At 69.8% G+C, this 23,339-nt stretch carries 24 protein-coding genes and 4 pseudogenes; 13 read left to right on the plus strand and 15 right to left on the minus strand.

Annotated elements, in window-relative coordinates:
• Positions 1–46: 46 nt before the first annotated feature.
• Positions 47–937: an SDR family NAD(P)-dependent oxidoreductase gene (locus tag LG395_RS33585; RefSeq protein ID WP_225812487.1), complete on the minus strand. Its 891-nt coding sequence runs from the start codon at positions 935–937 to the stop codon at positions 47–49.
• 222 nt (positions 938–1,159) lie between these two features.
• Between LG395_RS33585 and LG395_RS33590 the strand changes: the two genes are divergently transcribed.
• Together LG395_RS33590 and LG395_RS33595 are read left to right on the plus strand one after the other, a co-directional pair.
• Entirely contained in the window at positions 1,160–1,330 is a 171-nt protein-coding gene (locus LG395_RS33590) for a hypothetical protein (RefSeq protein ID WP_225812491.1), read from the plus strand.
• A pseudogene (locus LG395_RS33595) lies at positions 1,302–1,631 on the plus strand (cation transporter); the annotation flags it as partial. The gene LG395_RS33590 and the pseudogene LG395_RS33595, both read left to right, overlap by 29 nt.
• 262 nt (positions 1,632–1,893) lie before the next feature.
• Here the strand turns inward: LG395_RS33595 and LG395_RS33605 are convergent.
• Positions 1,894–2,685, minus strand: coding sequence for a COG4705 family protein (locus LG395_RS33605; protein WP_225812388.1), 792 nt, complete (start codon positions 2,683–2,685; stop codon positions 1,894–1,896).
• A gap of 236 nt (positions 2,686–2,921) precedes the next feature.
• Here LG395_RS33605 and LG395_RS33610 point away from each other — a divergent pair.
• From LG395_RS33610 to LG395_RS33650, 9 genes and pseudogenes are all read left to right on the plus strand, one after another.
• A pseudogene (locus LG395_RS33610) lies at positions 2,922–3,349 on the plus strand (COG4705 family protein); the annotation flags it as partial.
• 100 nt (positions 3,350–3,449) lie between these two features.
• Positions 3,450–4,802, plus strand: a complete 1,353-nt coding sequence (locus tag LG395_RS33615; protein ID WP_225812390.1) for a COG4705 family protein — start codon at positions 3,450–3,452, stop codon at positions 4,800–4,802.
• 16 nt (positions 4,803–4,818) lie between these two features.
• Positions 4,819–5,328, plus strand: a complete 510-nt coding sequence (locus LG395_RS33620) for a polysaccharide deacetylase family protein (RefSeq protein WP_225812392.1) — start codon at positions 4,819–4,821, stop codon at positions 5,326–5,328.
• A gap of 67 nt (positions 5,329–5,395) precedes the next feature.
• Positions 5,396–5,761, plus strand: a pseudogene (locus tag LG395_RS33625) (DedA family protein); the annotation flags it as partial.
• A 140-nt stretch (positions 5,762–5,901) separates the two neighbouring features.
• A complete protein-coding gene (locus tag LG395_RS33630; protein WP_225812394.1) occupies positions 5,902–6,564 on the plus strand; it encodes a response regulator transcription factor in 663 nt (220 codons plus the stop codon).
• Positions 6,561–7,946, plus strand: a complete 1,386-nt coding sequence (locus LG395_RS33635) for a sensor histidine kinase (RefSeq protein ID WP_225812396.1) — start codon at positions 6,561–6,563, stop codon at positions 7,944–7,946. Before LG395_RS33630 ends, LG395_RS33635 begins: the two co-directional genes overlap by 4 nt.
• A gap of 453 nt (positions 7,947–8,399) precedes the next feature.
• Positions 8,400–8,783 carry a hypothetical protein gene (locus tag LG395_RS33640; RefSeq protein ID WP_308071475.1) on the plus strand — a complete coding sequence of 128 codons (384 nt, stop codon included), beginning with the start codon at positions 8,400–8,402 and terminating at the stop codon, positions 8,781–8,783.
• A gap of 50 nt (positions 8,784–8,833) precedes the next feature.
• Positions 8,834–9,214: a nuclear transport factor 2 family protein gene (locus LG395_RS33645; protein ID WP_225812400.1), complete on the plus strand. Its 381-nt coding sequence runs from the start codon at positions 8,834–8,836 to the stop codon at positions 9,212–9,214.
• 138 nt (positions 9,215–9,352) lie between these two features.
• Complete coding sequence (locus tag LG395_RS33650) at positions 9,353–10,324, plus strand: quinone oxidoreductase family protein (protein WP_225812401.1); 972 nt, start codon at positions 9,353–9,355, stop codon at positions 10,322–10,324.
• Positions 10,325–10,634: 310 nt separating this feature from the next.
• On the opposite strand, the gene LG395_RS33660 is transcribed toward LG395_RS33650, so the two are convergent.
• The gene (locus LG395_RS33660; protein ID WP_225812403.1) at positions 10,635–11,237 is read right to left on the minus strand and encodes an AraC family transcriptional regulator; all 603 of its coding nucleotides are present in this window, start codon (positions 11,235–11,237) and stop codon (positions 10,635–10,637) included.
• 29 nt (positions 11,238–11,266) lie between these two features.
• Entirely contained in the window at positions 11,267–11,671 is a 405-nt protein-coding gene (locus LG395_RS33665) for an ankyrin repeat domain-containing protein (protein ID WP_225812404.1), read from the minus strand.
• A 22-nt stretch (positions 11,672–11,693) separates the two neighbouring features.
• Between LG395_RS33665 and LG395_RS33670 the strand changes: the two genes are divergently transcribed.
• Positions 11,694–12,176, plus strand: coding sequence for a hypothetical protein (locus LG395_RS33670; protein WP_225812405.1), 483 nt, complete (start codon positions 11,694–11,696; stop codon positions 12,174–12,176).
• Between the two features lie 414 nt (positions 12,177–12,590).
• On the opposite strand, the gene LG395_RS33675 is transcribed toward LG395_RS33670, so the two are convergent.
• The 6 genes from LG395_RS33675 to LG395_RS33700 form a co-directional block, all read right to left on the minus strand.
• Entirely contained in the window at positions 12,591–13,052 is a 462-nt protein-coding gene (locus LG395_RS33675; RefSeq protein ID WP_225812406.1) for a hypothetical protein, read from the minus strand.
• Between the two features lie 246 nt (positions 13,053–13,298).
• A complete protein-coding gene (locus tag LG395_RS33680) occupies positions 13,299–13,679 on the minus strand; it encodes a hypothetical protein (RefSeq protein WP_225812407.1) in 381 nt (126 codons plus the stop codon).
• 121 nt (positions 13,680–13,800) lie between these two features.
• A complete protein-coding gene (locus LG395_RS33685) occupies positions 13,801–15,369 on the minus strand; it encodes a hypothetical protein (RefSeq protein WP_225812408.1) in 1,569 nt (522 codons plus the stop codon).
• Positions 15,370–16,238: 869 nt separating this feature from the next.
• On the minus strand, positions 16,239–17,126 hold the full coding sequence (locus LG395_RS33690; RefSeq protein WP_263983352.1) for an ABC transporter substrate-binding protein: 888 nt from the start codon (positions 17,124–17,126) through the stop codon (positions 16,239–16,241).
• Positions 17,127–17,254: 128 nt separating this feature from the next.
• The gene (locus tag LG395_RS33695) at positions 17,255–18,010 is read right to left on the minus strand and encodes an SDR family NAD(P)-dependent oxidoreductase (protein ID WP_225812409.1); all 756 of its coding nucleotides are present in this window, start codon (positions 18,008–18,010) and stop codon (positions 17,255–17,257) included.
• Between the two features lie 50 nt (positions 18,011–18,060).
• Complete coding sequence (locus LG395_RS33700; RefSeq protein WP_171159367.1) at positions 18,061–18,654, minus strand: TetR/AcrR family transcriptional regulator; 594 nt, start codon at positions 18,652–18,654, stop codon at positions 18,061–18,063.
• A gap of 476 nt (positions 18,655–19,130) precedes the next feature.
• Here LG395_RS33700 and LG395_RS33705 point away from each other — a divergent pair, with 476 nt between their 5' ends.
• Positions 19,131–20,561 carry an MFS transporter gene (locus tag LG395_RS33705; RefSeq protein ID WP_225812410.1) on the plus strand — a complete coding sequence of 477 codons (1,431 nt, stop codon included), beginning with the start codon at positions 19,131–19,133 and terminating at the stop codon, positions 20,559–20,561.
• A 676-nt stretch (positions 20,562–21,237) separates the two neighbouring features.
• Here LG395_RS33705 and LG395_RS33710 read toward each other — a convergent pair.
• The 5 genes and pseudogenes from LG395_RS33710 to LG395_RS33730 all read right to left on the minus strand — a co-directional run.
• A pseudogene (locus tag LG395_RS33710) lies at positions 21,238–21,360 on the minus strand (IS5/IS1182 family transposase); the annotation flags it as partial.
• Positions 21,361–21,578: 218 nt separating this feature from the next.
• Positions 21,579–21,746, minus strand: coding sequence for a hypothetical protein (locus LG395_RS33715; protein WP_171159365.1), 168 nt, complete (start codon positions 21,744–21,746; stop codon positions 21,579–21,581).
• A 138-nt stretch (positions 21,747–21,884) separates the two neighbouring features.
• The gene (locus LG395_RS33720; protein WP_225812411.1) at positions 21,885–22,178 is read right to left on the minus strand and encodes a hypothetical protein; all 294 of its coding nucleotides are present in this window, start codon (positions 22,176–22,178) and stop codon (positions 21,885–21,887) included.
• A gap of 203 nt (positions 22,179–22,381) precedes the next feature.
• A complete protein-coding gene (locus LG395_RS33725; RefSeq protein WP_225812412.1) occupies positions 22,382–22,741 on the minus strand; it encodes a DoxX family protein in 360 nt (119 codons plus the stop codon).
• A 105-nt stretch (positions 22,742–22,846) separates the two neighbouring features.
• Entirely contained in the window at positions 22,847–23,329 is a 483-nt protein-coding gene (locus LG395_RS33730) for a dimethylsulfonioproprionate lyase family protein (RefSeq protein WP_225812414.1), read from the minus strand.
• Positions 23,330–23,339: the final 10 nt, after the last annotated feature.

Here is a 23,339-nt window from a genome sequence, read left to right on the forward strand (position 1 = left end):
GCCCATCCAGATGGTTGCGTGGGCCGCGCCTTCGCCATATGGGCGATCATGCGGCCGAGAGGGGCGCGTACCGTTCGCTGAGTCGGCGTACGGCCGCTACCAGGCGGGGATCTGTTGCCGCGCGGAACGGCGTCACAGGGCGGGCTCGGGCTCCGAGGACGATGCCGGTGTGACTGGCCAGGGCGTTGTCGGTGGCGGCGACGACCGAGGGCCTGGCCGCCACGGACGCCGGACCCGATGTCGAGCGTTCGAATGTGCGGCGTACCAGTGGCCACAGCAGTCGCAGGGCGGGCGAGACGATCTTCGGGTCGGTCAGGGTGCCGTTGGTCATGTCGGTGGCGGCCCCTCCCGGGTCGGCGGCGAAGACTGATACGCCCGTGCCCTTGAGTCGCGCGGCCAGGTCGAGTGTGTAGGCGAGGTTGGCGAGTTTCGCGCGGCCGTACCAGTGGAAGCCGTAGTAGCCTCCGGGCGGCTCAACGGCGTCGAAAACCCGCTTGGCGACCCCGACCGCCCCTGAAGTCACGTTCACGATCCTGCTCGGCGCACTGGCCGTCAGGATGGGCAGCAGAAGTTCGGTCAACAAGTACGGCGAGAGATGGTTGACGACGAACGACGCCTCGACGCCACCGACGTCCCGGCGATCCGCGAACATCGCCCCGACGTTGTTGACCAGAACGGTCAGCGGTTCCCCCGAGGCGGCATGGTCGCAGTTGATCCGCTCGGCGAGCGTGCGCACTTCGTCGAGCGAGGCCAGGTCGGCGGATAGGAACCGGCCAGGGTGATCCGGGCTTGTCGCGTTGATTCGGGCGACCGCCCGGGCGCCCCGGTCGGCGTCGCGTCCGACCACGGTGACTGCGAACCCGGCAGCAGCCAGCCCCAGGGCCGTCTCCAGGCCTATGCCAGCCGTTCCGGCTGTGATCACAGCTGTCTTCCTCATAGGCTCCTCCACCCAGAGATCCGGATAGGTCATCCGCTTAGCTGGGACGGTAGCACATATTCGGATGATCTATCCGGTTAAGAGTCGTCAGTCACCCAGGCGACGCCGGGCCGCCACGGGACCTGCTGACGCGGCTTGGAGAACCGTCCCTGAGCCCTTCGGCGTTCGCCGACGCCAGGCAAGGCGGCCGTCGCCCGCGTGCTTGGGCTGAGCCGGGCGAGGGTGGAAGCGGACAGGTGGATCGCCTTCAGATCGCCCTACGGCATCGAGAGCTTCTACTGCCGTCGAGGCATCGGGGGCGCACACGAGAAGGGCGGCGTCGAGGGCCAGATCGGCTACTTCCGCCGCAACCACTTCGTCCCGGTCAGTACGGGCCCTGGCCGGTACAGGTGAGGCTACGCGCACCCTGCCCGGGATCGCGCCGGCTGCCCTCTCGCTCGTGGTCATGCCGGTCCTCTCGGCGGCCCAGCGCCGCGCCGGACGGGAACTCGGCTCCGCATCGGCCGTGGCCGACTCCAAGCAGACGCTGTTGTGCACCTATTTGTCGGCGGCGCTGCTGGTGGGCCTGGTCGCGGGCGCCGTGTTCGGCTGGTCGTGAGCCGGTGCTCCGGCAGCCCTGGTCATCGCCGCGGTGGCGGTGAAGGAGGGGCGCGACGCCTGGCGTGAGGAGGCGTGTTGTGCGACGCGAGCGGCCGTCGTCCAGGTCCGCGACGACGCGGTGGGCGCGGTGGAGTGGACGGTGCCGGTCGACTGCACCATCAACCGCGCCCACCAGCACACCGCCGGCGCCCGCAGAAGGGGGCACCGAGGGAGGACGGGAGCGGGCCTGGGACTGCCGCCGGCGCGACGCCTGGCCCACTCCCGCCGGCTGCGAGGTGGCGTACGACCCCGAACACGCCCGGGGGCACGGTTCCTGCCCGCCGGGTGACCGCGTCGCGCTCGACACCACCGGTGTGTCACGGCGTGATGTCGCGCTGGACGTCCTTGCGGGACAGGGCCAGATAGCCGACGAAGCCGAGGATCGCCATCGTCCAGGACAGAGTGACCGGCCCCAGGCCCAGGTCGAGTCCGCCCCTGCCGTGGCCGGCGGCCATCCAGTCGGCGACGGAGGCACCGAGGGGGCGGGTGACGACGTACGCCGCCCAGAACGCGGCCACCGCGTTCAGCCTCCCCCACCGGTGAGTGACGGCCGGAACGGCGATCGCGGCGGCGTACAGGACCGCGGAGCCCAGGTAGCCGAGACCGATCGTGGCGGTGAGATCACCAGCGGCGGTACCCAGCGCGAACGTGGCCAGCACGGCGGCCCAGTAGAAGGTCTCGCGACGCCGAGTGTGGATGCTGTGGATGGACAGGGTGCCTTCGGCTCTGTACCAGAGGGCGAAGACGGCGGCCAGCCCGGCCATGAAGAACGGGGTCGAGAGCGTGTACGGCACGCCGAGGCCCACGTGCAGGACGTCGGCGGCCATCGTGCCGAACACACTGACCATGACGATCGCCGTCCAGTAGACCCAGGCCACATACCGGCGGACGGCGAACTGCACCGCCAGAGCGCCCACCAGGGCGATACCACCGAGGCCGACAGCGGGGATCGGGCCGAGCAGGTGGGCCAGGTAGTCGGACGCTGTCTCGCCCATCCCGGTGGTCAGCACTTTGATGATCCAGAAGTAGACGGTCACCTCCGGCACCTTGCTCGCCGCGTGCCGGAGGTGGCCCACGGGCCGGTTGTGAGTGAGGTGATCAGTCGACATGGCAGGCACCATGGCACGGTGACCGGCACTCGCCCCAGACCCCTTTGCCAGAGTTTTGGCGCTTCCGGTACGGGAGTTGCCCGACGCTCGGCCGAACCTGAACGCGACCTGAACACAGAGGCCGACGCACTGGTCAGCAGCGTGCGGCCGGTGATATCGGCTGTGTCCCGGCATCGACCTGGCGACTGAAGAGCAGGACCCGGCAGTTGGCCGACCCAACGGCCGGACATCGAGTCGCCTGGTACCGGCGCGAGCAGACCCCGTCCCTCCACCACGTCGACATCGCCAGCCGCGAGTCCTTCTACCGGCCGGCGGTGCCGTTCACCTTCGCCCTCGGCACTGCGGCCGGGTGACCTGGTGTCCGAGCGCGTCGACCTTGGCTACTGGCTGTCCGCCGTCCTGTTCGCGGCAGCCATCGCCGCGGTGGCCATCGCGCACTTTCGGCTGGACCTGAACGCGGTGTGGAGCTTGGATCGCCTACATCTTGACCCGTCCGCTCGGCGCGTCCATCGGCGACTACCTCTCCCAGTCCACCGCTGACGGGGATCTCGGCCGGGGCACCGTCATGACCAGCGCCCTGTTCCTCGCGATCTGCCTCGGGCTGGTCATCCGCCTCACGTCTGCACCTCCTACAGCAGCCGAAGCCAATGAAGTGCCCCGGTGACGTGGGTGTGTCCATGGATACGTGCTGTTGATGCTGCGAGAGTGATCGGCGGGCCCGCAGTCAGGATGTGTTCAGGTTCCCGGTGGCACAGTCGTGCGGCATGACGCGTGAAACGCCTGAGAGTCCGGTCGTCCAGAGGTGGACACCCGGCAAGGAGACCGGAACCGAGTCGACTACCACGACTGCTCGTCATGTCGCGGGCAGCCGCCTGTTGAACAAGGTGCCCGAGGTCACGGTCTGGTTCTGGATCATCAAGATCCTCTGCACGACCGTCGGCGAGAGTTTCGCCGATTACATCAACGAGACGCTGGGCTTCGGCCTGACCAACACCATGCTGTTGTTCACCGCGGTCTTCGCGATCGTGCTGGCGGTCCAGTTCCGTACGAAGCGCTACGTGCCGTTCCCGTACTGGCTCACCGTGGTGGTGGTCAGCGTTACCGGCACGCTGTACACCGACATGCTCACCGACAAGCAGAACGTCCCGCTGTGGCTCAGCTCAGCGGTGTTCTCGGTCCTTCTGGCCCTCGTCTTCGGGGTGTGGTGGCTGCGTGAGCGGACCCTGTCGATCCACAGCATCACGACCTTCCCGCGTGAGGCGTTCTACTGGCTGACCGTCCTGGTGACGTTCGCGCTGGGCACCGCCCTCGGTGACTGGACGCTGGAGCTGACCAACTGGACACCCGCGCAGTCGGTGCTCCTGCCGCTGGGCCTCATCGCGTCGATCACCGCGCTGTGGAAGTTCGGCGCCAACCCGGTTCTCTCGTTCTGGCTGGCCTACATTCTCACCCGCCCGCTCGGCGCCAACATCGGTGACTGGCTCGCCTCCCCGAAGGCCGCAGCCAACCCTGGCGACCCGGTGGGACTCGGCCTCGGTACCTTCGCCACCAGCCTGATCTTCCTCGGCGCCATCCTGGCAACGGTCATCTACCTGACGATCAGCCGCCAGGACGTCGCCGAGACCTCCGAGGCGACGCACGAGCCGCCGGTTACGAACGCCCGCAAGGAGCGCATCGCGCTCGCAGGCTTCGCAGTGATCGCCGCCGGCACCGTCGCGCTGATGATCTGGGCCCACCACCAGCCTCACGTCACCTGCGACCCGACCGGTCGGAGCGAGACGATGCCGGCCTGTCCGAAGGCGGCCCTGACCGGCAAGCAGACGACTGCGGCAGTGTCGAAGTACGAGAGGTTCGCGCGGACGGCGATCGCTCAGGACCGGGCCGGGACGGCCGCGGCCTCCCATGCCACCGTGCAGAAGATGCGCGACGACTGGGACGCCGACGCCACCTCGCTGCAGGCGGTCAACAACACGACCTGGACGCTGCTCGACCACCAGATGGACGAGGTCCTCAAGGCGTACGCCATCGACCACGGCAACATCCAGCCCGTTTCGGCCGCCGAACAGGAAAAGCAACTCGAAACCCTGCTGGGCGACCTTCAGAGCCACCGCTTCTGAGCAGAGGACCGCGTTGGTGGCCGGTTCGAAGGGCCTGCCCAGGACCGGTCACCCACCGCGCAGTACCGGTGCGCCAAGGCCCGGCGCCCCGGTGTCGGCGGCACTGCGGACCACCAGCGGCGCCCACGACACCGTCACCGTGATCACCGGACTTCGGCCCGCCTTGTTCCGGCTGCCGTACGGCGTCATGCCGACCGCCGCCCACCTCGCCGCCCGGCGCCTCGGCCGCACACCGGTACTGTGGCCTTGCTGGGGAGCGGACTGGACGGCACGGGCCACAGCGGAGTCCGTGCGCGGCACCGTCGCCCGCGACCTCGACGGCGGCGCAACCATCCTGCTTCACGACTCCGACCGCACCTCCGCCCCGGGCGCCCGGCACCCTGCCCTCGACGCCCTTCCCCGCATCCTCGACACCTACGCGGAACGGGGCTTCGAGGTCGGCCCGCTGTGTGACCACGGATGGCCGCCACCCAGCGCCCGCAGCCCGGGAACACTTCGCGGTCGACGTTCGTCTACAGTTCTGTAGACAATCTACGTTCACGGAGTCATTCATCGCCGGGCATGCACTCTCGGCCCCTACAGGGAAGGCGCCTATGACCAGCCCGCCTCATCCGGCCTCGCAGCCGGCCGTCAACGTGCTCGACGCCCATTCGCTCCTGGCCGCCTTCGGCGTGCTGGGCGTCGGCGTGGTGATGTCCGCCGAGACGGGACTGCTGGTCGGGTTCTTCCTTCCCGGCGACTCCCTGCTGTTCACGGCGGGTCTGCTGTGCACGGGCACCGGGGACCGGGCGGTGCACCTGTCTCCGGTACCTCTGCCGGTCGCGGCGGCCACCGGCGCGCCGGCCGGGGCACAGTGCGGATACCTGCTCGGCCGGAAGGCGGGCGGCGCGCTGATCGCCCGCAGCCGCTCCGGGCGCCTGCACGAAGGAGTGAAGCGCGCCGAAGAACTGGTGGAGCGACGGCAGCCGGAGGCCCTGGCGCGCCGGCTCACCGCCAGACGACTCGGTGCCCTGCTGCCGGCCGCATGAGCCGTGTGAGGCACTGCTGCCCGAATCGTTCACCGCACGTACGACCCCGGCCGGAAGGCCGACGGAGCATCATGCGCCCCAAGATCCTGGTTGTCGAGGACGATCACGCCCTACGGGACGTGCTGCGCCGAGGACTGTCCGAAGAGGAATTCGAGCCGGTCCTGGCCGCCGACGGCGCCACAGCCCTGCGGCTGGCCACCGACGACATCGCCGCGGCCATCCTGGACGTCGGCCTGCCCGACGCGGACGGACGGGACGTGTGCCAGGCGATGCGTGCCAACGGCTTCGTCGCCCCCGTGATCTTCCTGACCGCCCGGCACCGGCTCACCGACCGCCTGTCGGGCTTCTCCGCCGGGGGCGACGACTACCTGCCCAAGCCCTTCCACCTGGCCGAGCTCGTCGCCAGGCTGAGAGCCGTCATCAGACGGACCGCCGCCACCGCGGTGGCCTCGGCCGGCGACCTGGTCCTGGACGCGGTGGACCACAGCGTGACCGTGCGCGGTGCCCGCATCGGCCTGTCCCCCACAGAATTCCGGCTGCTGGCCACACTCGCCGCCGCGGACGGCACTCTCGTACGCCGCCGAGACCTGGTGCGGTCCGGCTGGCCCGAGGGAGCGCAGGTCAGCGACAACACCCTGGACCAGTACCTGAGCCGACTGCGCCGCAAGCTGCGCGAGGCGGGCAGCGACCTCACCGTCAGTACGGCACGGGGAACAGGACACCGCCTGTCATGAACCGCGTGCTGCGCTTCTTCCGCCGCGTCGGCCCGCGCACCCTGCGCGGCCGGCTCTCCCTCGTGGCGCTGACCACCGCCGCCGCGCTGATGACGATCCTGACCGTGACGTTCAACACCGTCATGGACCGGCACCTACAGCACCAGGCGGACGACGAACTACGCAACCGGGCGGCAGCGGTGGCCACGACCATCGACACCAGCGGCCCTCGGGTCCGCGTCCTGGAAACCGTCAACGACCGTCTCCTCGACGCCAACGTATGGATCTACGCAGGAACCCGTCTGCTGGAGAAGCCCCCGTCGGCTCCGGACGGCACCTCCCTGACGCAGGCCGCCGACCGGCTGGCCGCACAGCGGAAGCACGCCTGCGCGACCGTCCAGGCCCAGGGCCGCTCATCCGTCAGGGTGTGCTCCCAGCACTTCCCGGGCCGCCAGGCCTCCGCCACCGTCGTCACCGCCCTGAGCCTCGCCCCGTACCGCAGCTCGGCCGACACTCTGCTGCTGGGGTCGCTGATCCTGGACACCGTGATGCTCGGCTGTACGTACGTACTCACCCGGCTCTCGGTCGGCCGGGCGCTGCGCCCGGTGCGGACGATGACCGACCAAGCCACCCAGTGGAGCGCCGTGGGCTCCGACGAGCGCTTCGGCACGGAAGACCACCCGACCGAACTCGCACGGCTCGGAGCCTCACTGGACGCACTCCTCGACCGCATCCGCACCGTTCTGCGCCACGAACAGCAGCTGACCGGAGAGCTGTCCCACGAACTGCGCACCCCCCTCACCCGGATCATCATGGAACTCGACTGGTGGCGAACCCGCCCCCGCACGGACGCCGAGACCCGCGCCGTGCACGAGGTGATCGGCGACGCCGCCCAGTCCATGCGCACGATCTGCGACACCCTCCTGAACGAGGCCCGCGGAGACGCGCTGAACCCGACGACGGCCCCCGGCACGACCGATGTCGTGCCCGTCCTGGACCGCCTCTTCCGGCAACTCGGTACACCGGACCGGATGATGACCGCCGTGGAGACCGAAACGCCGGTGCTCGAGGCAGGAGTCGCAGCCCCTCTCCTGGAACGCATCCTCAGCCCCCTGCTGACCAACGCCGTACGCTACGCCCGCGCCCGCGTGACCGTGTCCGTACGGCGCGGCCCCGGCACCGTACGGATTGACGTCGTCGATGACGGCCCCGGCGTGGCGGAGGAGTTCGTGGACGAACTCTTCCTGCCCGGCCGCCGCGCCGACTCCGACGACGGACACGACGGTGCGGGCCTGGGGCTCCCGCTGGCACGGCGTCTGGCCCGCGCCGTAGGCGGTGAGGTGTCCTATGACCGCGGACACGTGCCTGGAGCCAGGTTCACGGTCAGCCTGCCCGCTGGGTGACCGGAGCCTGCTGCGTCACCGGCCGGTCGCGGGCCGGCCTTCCGGCACCTACCCGCTACGACGACGCCGGTGACCGCCGGCGCTGGGCGCGGGGGGTGCCCGGGCTGCCTGCGGGTGACGGTGTGGGGCACGGCCAGGCGGTGTCTTCAGACATGCCCGGCCCTACAGCAAGCGTCGATCGCCGGGGCGCGGCAGGGCGGCAGCCCGCTCGTGGCCGTCCTCCCCCGTGGGGCGCGCTCAACGCCTCGCCGCCCGCTGGGAGTGCCGAGCCTGACTCCACGCAGCCTTCGTCTCCCTGGCCGGCAGCCTCACCTGCATGTGACGTCTGAAGAGACGCAAATTCCTGATCGTCTTCGAGCTCTCAGTCCTCGCCGCCTGGAGGACTCCTGAGCCGCGCTGACCTTGCTGGTCGGGAACACGAGGGAGCTCGGCGTCGACATCGGCCGGATCGCCGTGGCCGGGGAAAGCGCCGGCGCGGGTCTGGCTGCCGGCAGCGCCCTGTACGCCCGCGATCACGACCTCCCCGCCCCGCGTACGCAGTACCTGGGCATCCCGGCACTGGAGCCGCCTCGGGACACCTTCCACGTGCGGCTTCACCGGCACACCCGACTGGAAGCGGCCGAATGCCCAGGTGGCCTGGGGCTTCTACCTCGGCGGCGAGGGAATCCGGTGCGGAGACGCTGTCAGCCCCTACGCGGCGCCGGCGCGCGCCGAGGATCTTTCCGGTCTGCCGCCCATTTTCCTGGACTTGCCGGTCCAAAAAGTGCGCTCTACTTTCGCAGTCATACCGCAAGAGGCCGCCGGGCCGGCTGGGCCATGGTCCACCGCGTGACATGACAGCGGCGGCAACCGCACACCCGTATCCACCGAGCCTGGAGGCTTGCGTCATGGCTGTCACCGACAACGACACACTGGTCCGCGAGTTCGTGGACACCTTCAACGGCAAGGACGCCGACGCCCTCGCCCCGTTCCTGGCCGACGACGTTCTCTTCACCGCCTACGGTGACGCGCCCGTCAGGGGGCGCGACGCGGTGATAGCTCTGTGGAAGGGCGTGTTCGCCAACTTCGGGCAGATCAAGTTCGAGACCGTGCACCAGGCGGTCAACGGCGACGTCGTCATCGCCGAGCAGATCCACGGGCTCGCGCTGCCCGGTGGCGAGCTCGCCCCCGTGATGAACATGGCCGTCTACGAGCTGCGCGACGGCAGGATCGCGGCCTGGCGCGACTACACCAACCCCGCCTACGCGTCCACCCTCCTGCACGCCTGAGCGGGGCGCTTGGCCGAAAACGCGGCAGGGACCGACGTCTCCCTCCCCGCGACAACAGGGCCCCTGCCAGTCCCGGGGGACCCGTCAATGCACTCGCCGCCCGACCGGCGGCCGTACCGACAGAAAGAGGTGTGCCCCATGCGGGCTGTGGTAGTGGAAGAGCTGGGCGGGCCGGAAGTGCTCCGGTTGAAGGAGTGGCCCGACCCCGTGCCCGAGCCGGGCGAACTGGTGGTGGACATCGACTTCGCCGGCATCAACTTCATGGACACCGGCACCCGTTCCGGCTTCTCGGTGCCCGGCGAGCCGCCCTTCGTCCCCGGTGTCGAGGGCGCCGGCCGGGTCACCGCCATCGGAGAGGGCGTCAGCGGTTTCGCGATCGGCGACCGGGTGTCCTGGGTCTCGGTCTACGGCAGCTACGCCGAGAAGATCGCCGTCCCCGCCGACCAGGTCGTTCCGGTCCCGGACGACATCCCGAGCGACATCGCCGCCGCCACGATGATGCAGGGACTCACCGCCCACCACTTCGTCACGGAGTCCGCGCCCCTGGCCGAGGGTGAGACCGCGCTCGTCCACTCCGCCGCCGGCGGTGTGGGAAGCATCGTCACCCAGCTGCTCACACTGCGCGGCGTACGGGTGATCGGCCTGGTCTCGCGGGAGGAGAAGGTCGCTGTCGCGAAGACGGCGGGCGCGGACGAGGTGCTCGTCTCCTCCGGCGGCGACTTCGTGGACCGCGTCAAGGAGCTGACGGACGGGGAGGGAGTGCACGCGGTCTTCGACGGCGGTGGCGCCACCACGTTCCGGCCCTCGCTGGAGGTGCTGCGGAGGGTGGGCACCCTGGTCTACTACGGCCCGCTGATCGGCGACGTCCCCACCGTGCGCATGCTCGACCTGCCCAAGAGCGTCAGAATCACCTACGCGGTGTACGCGGACCACATCCACAACCGGGAGCTGCTGCTCCGGCACACCCAGGACCTCTTCGACAAGATCCGTGAGGGGAAGCTGCGGATCGGCATCAGTGAGCGCTACCGGCTGGGCGCGGCCGCTCAGGCACACGCGGACATCGAGTCGCGGCGTACCTCCGGCAAGCTGCTGCTCGATGCGAGCCGCTGAACCGGCCGGGTAGGCGGGCCGCTGTTCATAGCCGGCCTTGTCGAACCTCGGCGGACGGCCACGCGAGAACCGAACCTCTGGCGATTGCAAATCTGGTCCGCCTTCTCCGGGAGGGTGCACCGTACGCCGCGCCTGCGCAGGTAAGCGCGGTTCGCGCGCGAGCCGTAGGCCCGGTCGGCGCGGACCTTGCCCGGCCGGGAGCGCGTGGGTACGGCGGAGGACGTCGGCGGCGAGGGCGCCCGGCCGGTGTCACGCGGCAGCCCTCCGCCGGACAGATCCCCACGCCGGGTGGACCTTGCCCTGGGTGTAGCTACCGTTGTCCTCGGTCCATGTCCTGGCTGGCGGCACGGTACTCGCTTGGAGTCATGCCGGTGGCGGTGCGGAACGATCGGGTGAAATCGGATGGCCTCGGGTATCCCCAGCGCATCGCGATGGCGGCGATGGGGACGGTGCACTGGGCCGGGTCGGCCAGGTCTCGTCGGCAGCGGGCGAGGCGTTGCTGCCGGATGACGTCGCTGACTGCGGTGCCGTGCTGCTGGAAGATACGGTGCAGATAGCGCGTGGAGATGAAGTGTGCCGCCGCTATCGCGCGGGGTGTGAGGCGGGGATCGCCCAAGTGGGTGGCGATGTGGGCGCTGATCTGCTCGAACAGTGCGCGCTGCCGTGAGCCAGTCGGAAGCAGTGTCTGCCGGTCGGCATGGTGGGCGAGTAGGGCGGCTGTGAGGTCGACTGCGGTGGTGCCCAGCCGGACGCTGTCACCGGAGGTGAGGTCGGCGTGTGTATCGGCGAGGCCGGTGAGCATCTGGCGCAGGAGCAGACCGACCCCTGCTCGTCCGTCAAGCGCCGCACCACATAGCGGTGCTACCGCCTTTTCCGGCAACGGAAGAAGCTGCCGGGGGAACTGCAACAGCATCGCTCGGCCGGTCAGGCAGTCGGCAGAGCCTAGGAGAAAGCTCCGCCCGGAAGGTGGGCAGCCACGTCATAGTTGGCGATCCGTCCGGCCAATGCCCGCGGACTCACACCGTGAACGTTAACCCGGTCGGGGTCGGCACCGGCTTCCAGCAGCAGCCGGATCGCCGCCCCCTCGCCCTGCGAACAGAACACCGCCCGCCACAAAGGCGTATTGCCTTGACCATCCACGGCATCGACCCGGGCATCCGCGGCCAAGAGAATCTCGATAACCGATGGTGCCTGGGCCTGAGCCGCAAAATGCAGCGGCGTCCAGCCTGCGGCATCGGCTGCCTCAGGGTCGGCGCCCTCGGCCAACAGCACCTTCAGGCCTTCCACGTGCCCATCGACAGCCGCATAATGCACCGCCGTCCGCCCCAACCGATCTCGATCCGTCATGCCGCCATCCTGACCCACGACCTTGACCAAAGAGATAGGGGCACCCCCTCCGAGGTCGATCGAGGTCCGCTTCGGTAGCAGCCGGGTCAGGGCCGTCGACGTCGCGCTCCACGCCACGGCTTCCGTCGACGCGATCCCCGCCGCACACCCGGAGGTCGACTGGGACCAGTTGCACGCGGTCGAGAAAGGACGGCACTCCCCACTCGCCGCGCGGCCGAAGCAGGCCGCCCCGGCCCGACCCGAGCCGCTGCTCGTCAACGCCGCCTCTCCCGTGTCCGGCGGGAGGGGCGTCCTGGCCGCCTACCTCGCCGGCCGGGACAGCCGGGGCGAAACGTTCCGCTTTCTCGTCCGCACCGACCACGGCCACCACGTCGTCATGGCCGACCACCTCACCGACCCCGGCTGGGAAGCGGACCCTGCCGTCTGCCAGGCACTACCCGCCTACCTTCGCGACGCCCTCGCCCGACATCGAGGCCGTGACGCGGCCATGACGCCACCCGCGTAGGTCTCCTCCGTCTCCTCGGCCAGCCCGCCTCCGGCCGGCGCGTGACGCATTCCCGGGAGCGCGGACCCGCCAGCGCGCCTCGGACAGCGCCCCCTGCCCGCCCCAGGGCGGAACGCGAGCCCGTTGGCCGTTGCGCCATGCGCCGGACAGGGCGCCTGTTCGGTGGCGTTCGGCGCCGCCCAGGCCTGTGTCCTCCGGCGAGTTAGCGCCGAGCGGCCGGCGCGTCAGTCGTGATGCCACCAGGTCACGACAAGGCCGCTCAGCAAGTCCCCATTGCGGCGGGGACGGCTCCGCTCGGGAGTGCCACGGCAACGAGGACAGTCTCAGCCACCGCACCCCCATCGGTGGGAGCGGGCGTCACCGCACACCCAGCCGCTACGACCACCAACCCGGCGAACTTACGCGGTCGCAGCGCTAGGTGTGGATGAGGATCTGCCGTACGGGATGTCCGAGCGCCTCCGTGAGCGAGGCCAGTTCCTCGTCGGTCAGCCATGCCCGGTTCGGATACAGGACCTCGAGCCTGAACCGCGCGAACCCCGTCGGCCAGTCATACACCAGCTCGTTGAGCGACGTCTCGACGCCACAGCAGGGAACCGTCACCGTGAGCGTCGAGAAGCCTTCTTTGTAGCGCTCCGAGACGGACTCCCCCCACCAGTCGGGTGTGAACTGCGAACCGCAGCGCGGGCAGGAGATCTTCTCCAGGCTGGCGCCGCAGAAGACCACTTCGACGCTGTCATGCCACTTGGCTTCCAGGCCACGGCGGGCGTCGTCGTCGGGAAGCATCCCGGACAGCACAGCCGCAGCACGATCCGCCGCATCCTTACTGGGCCGCCAGTACGGATCAGTCGGAATCACCGTCAGGTAGTTGTCACTCATCGCCCGCCTCCCCGTACCGGCCGGTGGCCGCTCCTCGTCCACCGACCCGGCGAACCTATCCGGTCACAGCACGATCCCCCCACTGGTCGAAATACCCGGCGAAGCATGCTTCGGCTACGGTCTGTTGCGAAGACGCGTGGCCGCATCGGCCGGACAGGTCGGCGTCGGGAAATGCTCGCCCGGCCCGGCAGCGCTGCCCGCCCCGGTGAGGATGCGGGCAGCAGCGCCGGGCCGGGGGCCGCCGGGTCAGGACACCCTGACGCAGGGGGTGCCCTGCGCCGCTCCGCTCGTGGTGTAGCCCGTGGCGCACACGGAGCCGGAGCCGGAGGTGAAGCTGGTCGAGTAGTAGTTGCCCTTGCCGCCGTACCAGGTCTGGGTGCCGCTGTCCCGGCTCCCACCGGGCCAGGTGACGTGGAAGTACCCGGTGAAGGTGGTGTTCCGCGCCCAGGCCTGGACCAGCACCGTGCCGCCCGCGTTGCCGGCGACGTAGATGCACACGTTGTTGTTGCAGCCGGTGGCGGACTTCAGGGCCGCGGCGTCGGCGGCACCGCCGGTGCCGAGGGCCAGTGCCGCGGTGGCGGTGGCGAGAGCGATGGCAACCGTTCCGGTGCGCAAGCGCGTCCTCATGTCTCCTCCAGAGGTCGGGGAATCGGCGTGCTCATACTCGCCGCGCCCGGGCTGCCCGGACGGATGCGTTGCACCGGCTCTGCTGCTGTGCAACACGCACGCCGGGACCGCCCCGGCCGAGCTACACGCACGCGCTCTCCCGGACGGCGCGGGCCAGCTCGACCCACCAGCCCGACAGGCTGCGCAACGGCTCGGAGTGCGCCCGGGGGTGGGCGAGGCGCCGGAGCAGATCCAGTTCTCCGCTCATGGCGGCGTTGTACACGAAGCGTTTCAGGGCGGTCCGGGCGGTGGGGCCGGGATGCTCCCGCCAGTGCTCCTCCAGGCGTCGCAGGGCTGCCTGCCAATAGCCCGCGGGGCTGTGGCCGCCGATGTGCCCGAGCGCGTGCACCGCCGCTTGTTCGACCTCATGGGGCAGTCCGCGGGCCAGGGTGAGCCGCGCGACGGTCGGCCGCTGGTCGGGGCCGCCCAGCACCCGGAGGGCGTGCAGGACCGGCACTGCGCGCTCGGTCACCTGCACCGTGCCGGGCACACGCAGTTCTTCACAGAGCGCCTCGGCCACCGCGCCGCCGTAGGGACTGGCGTCCAGGAGCATCGCCGTGTAGAGCCGGACGTCCGCCACGGGGTGGTGCAGCATGTCGTCGACGACGCCGCGCAGCGCCGCGTCGGGGGCGGGCCCCGGACCGTCGGAGAAGCGGGCCGACATGCGGTCCAGCACGACCCGAGCGGCGTGCGGTTCGACGAGCCGCCCGTGCCGCACGATGTTCCGGGTCACGGGCCGCTCGTACGCCATCTCGGCGAGGCGTGCCGCTCGGGCCGGTGGCAGCGGTAACTGTTGCAGCAGCACGGCGGCGGCTTCAGCCTCCAGCCGGCCGGCGGTTTTCTCCAGGACGCCGGACACCACCTCGGCGAGGACGGCAGACTGCCGACCGGAGAAGTGACGCCTGCGGTTCTTGCGGTGGCTGGCCAGCAGTGCCCCGTAGAAGGTCTCCGAAGCGATCGGGTCGGTCAGCTGTCGCAGGACCTGCCGGGCGGCCTGCGGATGGGCACTGGCCTCCAGGATGCTGGCGACCTCGATCAACCCCGCGTGTTCGGGGCACGCCAGCACGTCCTCGCACGCCTCGACAGCGTCCGTCGCCCACACCTCGTCGGCCATCAGCCGCCCGACTGCTTCGTAACGCCGCTGCCAGGCCATGCCGTCCGAGACCAGCATCTCCTTCAGCAGCCGCCGTGCCACGGACTGCCGGACGCGGCCCGGCGCCACCACGACCCCGGGAGCGGTCACCAGTGCGGTCAGATCGTCCCAGTCCCCGGCCGCCAGGATGTCGCCGTCCAGTACCCGGTCCAGCAGGGCGTCCAGTCGCCGTCCGGTCGCGCGGTCTCCCGTGCTCGTCGGCCGGGCAGGCCGGAGGAAGGCCACCGCTGACCGTCCTCCGTCGTAGCGGGCCATCGCGTCGATGACGGACAGCAGATGGTGGGATGGCAGCCCGAGGACGTCTTCGTACCGACGTACGACGCCGCGGTCCACGGCGGTCCGTCCGGTTTCCCAGCGCGACACCGAGCTCGGGCTGGCGTCGCCGTTCACGGCCGCAAGGGCCCGCGCGAAGCCCCGGAGGCCCCGCAGTCCGGCGTCGCCGTGGCACTGCCGGTGGGCCCTCAGCAGCCAGCCCGCCCTGGCCCGCCAGGACGGCATGGGAACGGCCGCAGCCAGCGGTAAGTCTCCGGTGTTTCTCTCCCGACGCGACACGATGCTCTCCTCCTCGCCCGGCCCGGCACCACCCTGAAGTCCTCAGCCGCTGCCCAGCGCGAGGGACATGCGCGTCATCGTGCCTCCGGAGCGAACCGGGCGTAGCTCCTGGACCCGGCCGGCATGGACGTGCAAGCGCCGAAGACGCTGCACCGCGGGATGGACTCGTGCCATGCATACGACCGCTGGTGCACTGCCGCCAAGGCCGGTTCCAGCCTGGAGCACCGACTCGGAGAACAGCTCTGACGGCTCTGCGTTGTCTCCAGTCGGATCTGCCACAGAGGCCGCCCTCATCCCTCCACCGGGCCCCGCGGACGCTCGCCCGCTTCACAGGGACACCGTCGTCGACCTACGCGCGCAACGGCGTCAGGTCAAGGAGATCTCCTGCGGTTCGGGCATTCTCAGGCCTCGTTCCTCTTCACGAGGCCGAGGAAGAGGGCGAATACGCGCCGGTGTCGGGCAACCGGCCGTCAGCAAGGCGGTGTTGAAACCGGGGGTGGCCAGCGGGCGAGAATGACGGCGGTTCAGCTGAGGAGCTCCCCCGGGGTTCCTCCGAGCACCCGCTCAGGTATCTCGCCACCCGGGGCCGCGCGGGGTTGATCGTGGCGGCCGGTGGAGAGGTGCTGGCTGAGCTGCCCGCTTACGAGCGGGGTACGCCCGCCGCATCACAGCCGGTAGTCCTCTCACGCCCTCGCCTGACCAGGCGAACGAACTCCGAAGCCCGCAGGGAGCGCAGCCGCCCCAGCCGTCCTGAGTCCCACCCCTGAAGACGGGACACCATTCACGGACCTATCGAGTGTCGACAACGCTCGTGATCAATGCGGCCCGGGTGTGGTCGTTGGGGTGCGGTAGAACTCGGCTGCGGTGATGGTGGCGGGGACGCCGAGTTCGGCGGCGACCGCGGTGATCGCGGTGGTGCCGACGGCGAGGTCGACTTGGCCGTCGGTGGTGTAATGCGGGGCGATGAACGCCTCGTAGTGCGCTCGGACTTCGTCCTCGGTGTGTCGGCCGAGGAACGTGTGCATGTACCGCACCGTGGTGTCGGGGTCGTTGTGGATCACCTGCAGGGCTCGCCGGTGGGCTCGTACGACGGCCTGGACCGCGGGGTCGTCCGGGTCGGTGTAGGTGGGATCGACGGCCACCCCCACGGTGGGGATCTTGAAATGGCCGCCGACCCAGGCCAGCACCTGCCAGCCGTGCTCGGCGGCTACTGCCTCCGGCGCCATGGTGCTGCCGACCAGGGCGGCGTCGATGCTGCCGTCCTGTAGCCCGCGCAGGTCCATGCCGTAGTCGCCGGGCCGGCGGACGATGGCCTGAACGTCACGGTCCGGGTCGAGGCCGGCCTGGCGCAGCACGATCCGTGTGAAGCACCCGGGCGCGGTGTGGGGGGCGTGCACCGCGAGCCGCCGGCCGGCCAGGTCGGCCAGGGAAGTGATGCCGGGGCGGGCGAGGAACCAGAACAGCGGGCTGCACGTGTTGACATTGAGCGTGACCCAGGGGATGCCGCCGGTCAGTCGGGACAGCAGTGCCCGGCCGAGCCCGATGGTGGCGCCGCGGCGCAGCCGCTCCTCGGCCCACGAGCAGCCGTCCCGCAGCGCGACGTGGACGCCTTCCTGGGCGTAGTAGTCCTCCTGATCGGCGATGTAGGCGACGAGTTCCTCGTGCAGGCCTCGCCCGACGTAGGCGAGATCGATCGTGTGCATGGGCGTTTCCCTTGATGGTGTCGCCGCGCTGAGTCCGCTCGTGTCGTGGGGGCGGTGTGCGGCCGGTGTGTCAGGTGCCGCTATGCCGGATGCGGGATGCGTATCGCCCTGAGTACCGACAGAAGGCGTCAGTACATGGCCATTCCGCCGTTGACCGCGGCCGTGGTGCCGGTCATGAAGGCGTTGTCCTCGCTGGCGTAGAAGGCGACCGCTTGGGCCACGTCGGCGGGGCGTGCCAGGCGCCCCATGGGGGTGGCGGCCACCTGACGCCGCTTGTGGTCGTCGTCGAACTCGTTCGCGATGCGGGTGCCCTCCACCGGGCCGGGCGCGACGACGTTGACCGTGATGCCCCGCGGGCCCAGTTCCTGGGCGAGGTACCGGGCGAACTGCTCCAGTGCGGCCTTCGACGTGCCGAGGGCGATCATGTTCTCCCGGGGCCGGCGGCTGAGGCCGGTGCCCATGTAGATGATGCGTCCCCAGCCCTGTTCGGTCATGGCCGGCAGGACGGCTTTGGTGACCGCGAACGCCGCGTACATCTCGTCGTTGAGTTTGCCGCCCAGTTCTTCCCAGGTCATGTCCTGGAACGACTTGATCGCGTACGGGATGAGGGCGTTGTGCACGAGCACGTCGATGTGTCCCCATGCCGCTTGGACCTGCTGGACCATGCTCTCGATCGCCGCTGCCTCGCGCACGTCGGCCTGTACTGCCATGGCCTGACCGCCGGCGGCCTCGATGTCGGCCACGACTTCCTCGGCTGCCGTGTTGCCGCGCAGGTAGTTGACCACTACGCGCATCCCTCGCGCGGCCAGAAGGCGCGCGCTGGCCGCACCGATTCCGCTGCTCGCCCCTGTCACCAGTGCCACCCTGCCGCTTCCCCCGGTCATGGGACCACCTCCTCCTCGTCAGCGCGGGTGGTCGGAACGACCGCCCCGGGTCATGCGTCGTCGGTGCCCGGTTCTGCCGAGCGGATCGCTCCGTAGAGCACGGTGTCGACGGTCGCCCGCAGCAGATCCGCCGCGGTCCAGCCCAGATCGTGCGGCAACCGCGAGGTGAGCAAACGCTCCAGGGCGCCGCGGGTGATCTCGCTCAGCAGCTCCGGCGGCGTCGACAGCAGTCCCCGCCGGTGCCCCTCCCTGAACAACTCGTCGAGCCGCCGGTGGACCACCGCGTCCACACGCTGCTCCACGTACTGGCGCAACATCGCGTCGCCCCGCCCCGTCGCGAGCTGAGCCGCGCCGATCCGCCCCAGCTCACTGCCTGCCGCGATCAAGAGCCGCCGGACCTGCAGACCGAATGGCTGCCCTTCCGCTTCCTCGGCCGCCGCCGCCAGCGTGCGCTCCACTGTCGCGAACTGCCGGTCCAATACCGCGGCCAGCAGGCTGCGCTTGTCCGGGAAGTGACGGTAGATCGTCTTCTTGCTCATCCCGAGCTCACGAGCGAGATCGTCCATGCTCACCCGCGCGAGCCCCGGCGCGAAGAACAGCCGGCAGGCCGCTTGCACGATCACGTCGGCGCGCTGCTCGTCCACCTCGGAAACTCTCGAAACTGGTGTAGTTTCCATAGTTTCCACGATGGCTGGGGACCCCTACGTTGTCAAGGTGACGCCTTGCGGCCGGGATGCGCATCTACTGGGGGCGGTGCAGCTGTACCGAGGGGACTTCTGCCTCGCCCACTCGGCCGAACACGCCGGAACGGCCGTCTAAGCCGGGGCCGTCAGCGTGGGCCCGGGAGCCCTTCACCGGTCGGCCGAGGCCCGGTGCGACGCGAGGTGTGCAGACAGTGACACCACGGTGACCGGTCTCCGGGCGGCTGCCCGCGGTTGCGACGTGACCGTCGCGGGGGTCCGGATGTGCACCCTCGCTGTCCTCAATCGCGGCCAGGCACGAGCAGCCTCCTTGCGTTGAACGCGTCAAGAACTGTCCACGGACCCGTCGGCCTGGGCCGTGCCTCCTACGACCGCTGAGGAGCACGGCTGCGTCCCGGCCGACCAGAAGGAGATCAGCGATGACATCGATCAGTCCCACTCCCGAACCGGATCCGCGCAGGTGGCGCGCGCTCGGGGTCATCTGCCTGGTACAGGTGATGCTGCTGCTCGATGTGACCGTGGTCAATGTCGCTCTGCCCCCCATCCAGCGGGACCTCGGCCTGACGACCACCGGCCTGGCATGGGTCGTCAACGGATACACCGTCACCTATGGCGGCGTGCTGATGCTCGGCGGACGTCTGGGTGACCTGCTGGGCCGCAGGCGCCTGTTCCTCACCGGCTTGGCGATCTTCGCGCTGTCATCGGCGAGCGCGGGGGTGGCCCAGCAAGCCGGTCTACTGGTCGCCAGCCGCTTCGTCCAGGGCATCGGTGCGGCACTCGTCAGCCCGGCGGCCCTGTCGATGGTGACGCTGCTGTTCACGCAACGGCAGGAAAGGGCACGGGCCATGGCCATCTGGAGCGGCCTGGCCGGAGTCGGCGTGGCCCTGGGCGTCATGCTCTCAGGCGTCCTCACCACCATCACCTCCTGGCGCTGGATATTCTTCATCAACCTCCCCATCGCTGCGTTCGCGTTTCTCGCCACCTTCCCGCTCATCTCCGAGAGCCGGGCCGCCAAGCGAGGCCGTCCCGACGTCCTGGGCGCCGTCCTGGTGACTCTCGGCCTGCTTTTGGTCGTGTTCGGCCTGCTGGAGAAGGACACCCATCCCTGGCTCTCGTTCCTGGTCCTGGGTTGCGTGGCGATCGGCGTGCTCTGCTTGATCGGTTTCGTGCTGGTCGAGGCCCGAGTGGCCCAGCCTCTGGTGCCCCTCACGTTCCTGCGCTCACGCAACCGGAGCATCGCCAACGTCGTCCGTATCTGCTACTACGTCGGTTTCGCCACCCTGTTCTTCTCCTTGAGCCTGTATGTGCAGCACATACTGCATTTCTCCGCACTGGCGACCGGATTCGCCTTCGTGCCATTCGGGGCGGTCATTCTGTTCAGCGCCACCATGGTGGCACCGCGCCTCCTTCCCCGGTTCGGACTGCGGGCGCTGAACGGAGGCGGACTTGCCATCGCCACAGTCGGGTACGTCCTCCTTTCCGGGCTGAGCACCCACGGCACGTACCTGGCCAACGTATTGCCCGGACTCATCCTCGTGCCCCTGGGAGGCGGCCTGGTCCTCGTCGGATCGACCGTCGCCGGAGTGGACGGCGCCACAGGTGAGGACGCGGGCATCGCCACCAGCATGAACAACGCGTCCATGCAGATCGGCAGCGCCATCGGCCTGGCCGCCCTCGTCTCGCTGGGCACCAGCCACGCCACCGTGCTGCAGCACGCAGGCGCCGACCCGATGAGCGCCACCGCACACGGTTATGCCTTCAGCTTCGCCATCGCCGCCGGTGTGACGACCCTCGGCGCGGTGCTTGGCTTCATCGGCATCCACCCGACGGCACGGAAAGCGAATTCGTGACGCCGTCCCCATCAGCGCCCCGTGCGGTGTGCACGGCGGTGAACTCCCGGCCACAGCCAGCCGCTTGACGACCGCTGAGTAGTCACGGGCCGGCGTCGAGGTCCCAGACATGTGGACCCCCTCGAGCGTGCTCGAGGGGGTCCACGACGGCGGGTCGGGCGTCGTGGCCGGGGCGTCCGCCTTCCGTGCCGCGGCAGGCGGCGCGGAAAGCGGAAGGCAGACGCCACGGCATCCTTCGGCTGGGCTGGCCCCTCCGAGGCCGTCGGCGTCGAAGGCTTCGGGACCACGTACCGCTTCCGAGTCGCAGGTGAGCGCCTGCCGGCCGGCGACTGCCGCTACCTGGACCTGGACAGTTCATCGGTCACCCCGATGAAGCCGTCGCCCAGGCCCGCCGGCTCCGCGGCGGCACCCGTCCCTCCGTCTCCGCACGCCCACCCGCCGTCGAGACCGAAAGCGCCTGATCCACCCAGCAGGTCCGGCCTTCGGCCGCGGCGACGAGGTTCTCGAAGCCGTACCCGCCCTCGACCCCACCGCCGTGCTGTTCCGCATCGCGGGCCCCGGACTCGACGGGCTCACCGCACCGGCACCGTCGCGTCACGTCGTCCTCCTCACCACCCTCGGCGAGACGCGACCGCCACCAGGACATTCCCGGCTCGCCCGGGTTCTGTCTCCTTGGTCAGCGCCGTGCCCGGATGAAGATGGCGGCGAGGTGGAGTGCGGCCTGGTGAACGATCGCGAGTTTGTCGGTCCGGGCGGCCAGGCCACGCCACTGCGCGAGACGGCTGATGCACCGCTCAACTCAGCCGTGTGTGGGCGGTCTGGAAGGAGCCGCGTTCGTCGGGCAGGACGGGACCGGTGGGACCGCGCTCCGCTCAGGGGACCGGTGCATCCGCCGCGTGCACGAGTGGTCTTCAGGCCGGGTCTCCAAGGACGCCAGGCATGCTGACGCGGGCCAGGCTGACAGCCAGACGAACGGGGCCTGGTAACAACTGTCACCAGGCCCCGGGATGATGGAGGTCAGCGTCTGCGGGTCCAGCCGGAACCGATACCGGCCACGTGCAGGGCCAGAGCAGTCAGCCCCAGCAGCATCACGTTCGTCGAAGAGAACACATCGTTGGTGCTGAGATCCGCCGCGTTGATCAGAAACGACACGAAGAACAGCACTGCCGCGACTATGCCGAGCATGAGACGAACTCCTCTCGAAGGTGGGTGAGACCCGTATGCCCGGTCATCGTCTCCGCAGACGTGAAGTCATCCCCGACTCGCACTGGCCCGCCAGGCGCGGCCCCGAGACGAGTCTGCGCACCGGCGGTGGTGACGGGCTCAGGCGTGAGCGTGACGAGGGCCTGCCGCCTTATGCGATGCGGCGTGATGCGCGGGTCGTCCCGTCTTGGGGACTTCCAGGCGTCGCAGGGACAGGTCGGCCGTGACGAGGAGACCGGTGAAGACGGTGAGGAGGAGGACGCACGCCCACATCTGCCGGCTTCCCGGCGCCTGCCAGCCGGTCCAGGCGGCGCACACCGCCCACAACAGGACACCCCCAGCGTAGAAGGAGCGGATCCGGTGCATCTGCCGCACGGCCCGCAGGAACATGACGCGCTCAGTCATCGGTGCCATGCCGGCCCGTATACCCCGAAGCACCTCGACGCTGCATCACGATCAGACCTTCCACCGACAGCCGTCCCGCGGCCCACTCGGCGTCGGACCGAGGTGCGTCTCCTGGGCGCCGGCGGGCCGACCACGTCATGATCGGACCTGCCGCGCCGGGGACCACAGGTGGTGGAGCGTCGCCCGGGTCCCGCCTTCCGGACTGTGTGGGATCAGAGCTGGGTGGCGAGCCAGGTGGTCACGGCCGCGGTGAGGATGAGCCCGGCGTTGAGTGTGATCCGGCGGTCCTCGCTCATCAGGTGGACGGCGATCGCGCCGGTCTGCAGGAGTACGAATCCGATGGCCGCGGCCGGCGCCAGCGAGGGGGCGATACCGGTCAGCGGCGGCAGGATCAGGCCGGTCGCGCCGAGTATCTCCACCGCCCCCAGGGCTTTCAGCGCAGGCAGGGGTATGTGGTCGACCCAGGCCATCATCGGCCGGAGTTGATCGCGGCTGCGGATCACTTTCAGCGTGCCCGCGTAGAGGTAGAAGAGCGCGAGCAGTCCTGCGAGGGTCCAGTAGGCGGTGTTCATCGTTTCCGTTCGTGGGTCACCGGTTTACGGAGGCCGTCGTTTGCGTCGATTTCCGAGGGACGTTGGTGCCGCCCGGGGCCGCCGTCCGGGGGGAGAGGCTCGGTTTCAGGCGGGCTCGGTCGCGTAGCGGCTCATGATGTCGATGTTGGCCTGTGGTGTCAGCGGCCGGCCGTCGGCGAGTAGGTCCCGCAGGTCCCGGAAGTACTGCACGTACAGGGCAGGGGTGAATGTGCTGAGCATGAGGGCGGGTTGGTCGGTCGGGTTGGCGAAGGTGTGGGAGGTGCCGGGCGGGACCATCACGAGTGTGCCCGTGGTGGCGTCGTAGTCCTTGTTGCCGACGGTGAACCGCACGGTGCCGGAAAGGATGTAGAAGCCCTCGTCGTGTCGGGCGTGGCGGTGCTGCGGCGGTCCTTGGGTGTGGGGGGCGAGGAGGGACTCGGTGATCGCGAGGCGGTGTCCGGTGTGGCTGCCGTCCTCCAGGACCCTCATGCGTGTGGTACCCAGAGTGATCGTCTCGCCGTCCCCGGGGCCCCTCACTGATATCGCGGGGTGGGTGTGCTGCTCGGCGGCTTCGGTTTCTTCGGTCATGCTCCCGAGT

Source organism: Streptomyces spinosus (assembly GCF_020400655.1).
GTDB lineage: Bacteria > Actinomycetota > Actinomycetes > Streptomycetales > Streptomycetaceae > Streptomyces > Streptomyces argyrophylli.

Excerpts from the sequence above, each read along its gene's own strand:
- LG395_RS33675 (WP_225812406.1), bottom strand. The coding sequence starts at position 13,052 with ATGAGTGACAACTACCTGACGGTGATTCCGACTGATCCGTACTGGCGG.
- LG395_RS33615 (WP_225812390.1), top strand. The coding sequence starts at position 3,450 with ATGACGCGTGAAACGCCTGAGAGTCCGGTCGTCCAGAGGTGGACACCC.
- LG395_RS33605 (WP_225812388.1), bottom strand. The coding sequence starts at position 2,685 with ATGTCGACTGATCACCTCACTCACAACCGGCCCGTGGGCCACCTCCGG.
- LG395_RS33695 (WP_225812409.1), bottom strand. The coding sequence starts at position 18,010 with ATGACCGGGGGAAGCGGCAGGGTGGCACTGGTGACAGGGGCGAGCAGC.
- LG395_RS33630 (WP_225812394.1), top strand. The coding sequence starts at position 5,902 with ATGCGCCCCAAGATCCTGGTTGTCGAGGACGATCACGCCCTACGGGAC.
- LG395_RS33650 (WP_225812401.1), top strand. The coding sequence starts at position 9,353 with ATGCGGGCTGTGGTAGTGGAAGAGCTGGGCGGGCCGGAAGTGCTCCGG.
- LG395_RS33685 (WP_225812408.1), bottom strand. The coding sequence starts at position 15,369 with ATGCCGTCCTGGCGGGCCAGGGCGGGCTGGCTGCTGAGGGCCCACCGG.
- LG395_RS33585 (WP_225812487.1), bottom strand. The coding sequence starts at position 937 with ATGAGGAAGACAGCTGTGATCACAGCCGGAACGGCTGGCATAGGCCTG.
- LG395_RS33720 (WP_225812411.1), bottom strand. The coding sequence starts at position 22,178 with ATGGCACCGATGACTGAGCGCGTCATGTTCCTGCGGGCCGTGCGGCAG.
- LG395_RS33660 (WP_225812403.1), bottom strand. The coding sequence starts at position 11,237 with ATGCTGTTGCAGTTCCCCCGGCAGCTTCTTCCGTTGCCGGAAAAGGCG.
- LG395_RS33680 (WP_225812407.1), bottom strand. The coding sequence starts at position 13,679 with ATGAGGACGCGCTTGCGCACCGGAACGGTTGCCATCGCTCTCGCCACC.
- LG395_RS33635 (WP_225812396.1), top strand. The coding sequence starts at position 6,561 with ATGAACCGCGTGCTGCGCTTCTTCCGCCGCGTCGGCCCGCGCACCCTG.
- LG395_RS33715 (WP_171159365.1), bottom strand. The coding sequence starts at position 21,746 with ATGCTCGGCATAGTCGCGGCAGTGCTGTTCTTCGTGTCGTTTCTGATC.
- LG395_RS33725 (WP_225812412.1), bottom strand. The coding sequence starts at position 22,741 with ATGAACACCGCCTACTGGACCCTCGCAGGACTGCTCGCGCTCTTCTAC.
- LG395_RS33690 (WP_263983352.1), bottom strand. The coding sequence starts at position 17,126 with ATGCACACGATCGATCTCGCCTACGTCGGGCGAGGCCTGCACGAGGAA.
- LG395_RS33705 (WP_225812410.1), top strand. The coding sequence starts at position 19,131 with ATGACATCGATCAGTCCCACTCCCGAACCGGATCCGCGCAGGTGGCGC.
- LG395_RS33730 (WP_225812414.1), bottom strand. The coding sequence starts at position 23,329 with ATGACCGAAGAAACCGAAGCCGCCGAGCAGCACACCCACCCCGCGATA.
- LG395_RS33645 (WP_225812400.1), top strand. The coding sequence starts at position 8,834 with ATGGCTGTCACCGACAACGACACACTGGTCCGCGAGTTCGTGGACACC.
- LG395_RS33665 (WP_225812404.1), bottom strand. The coding sequence starts at position 11,671 with ATGACGGATCGAGATCGGTTGGGGCGGACGGCGGTGCATTATGCGGCT.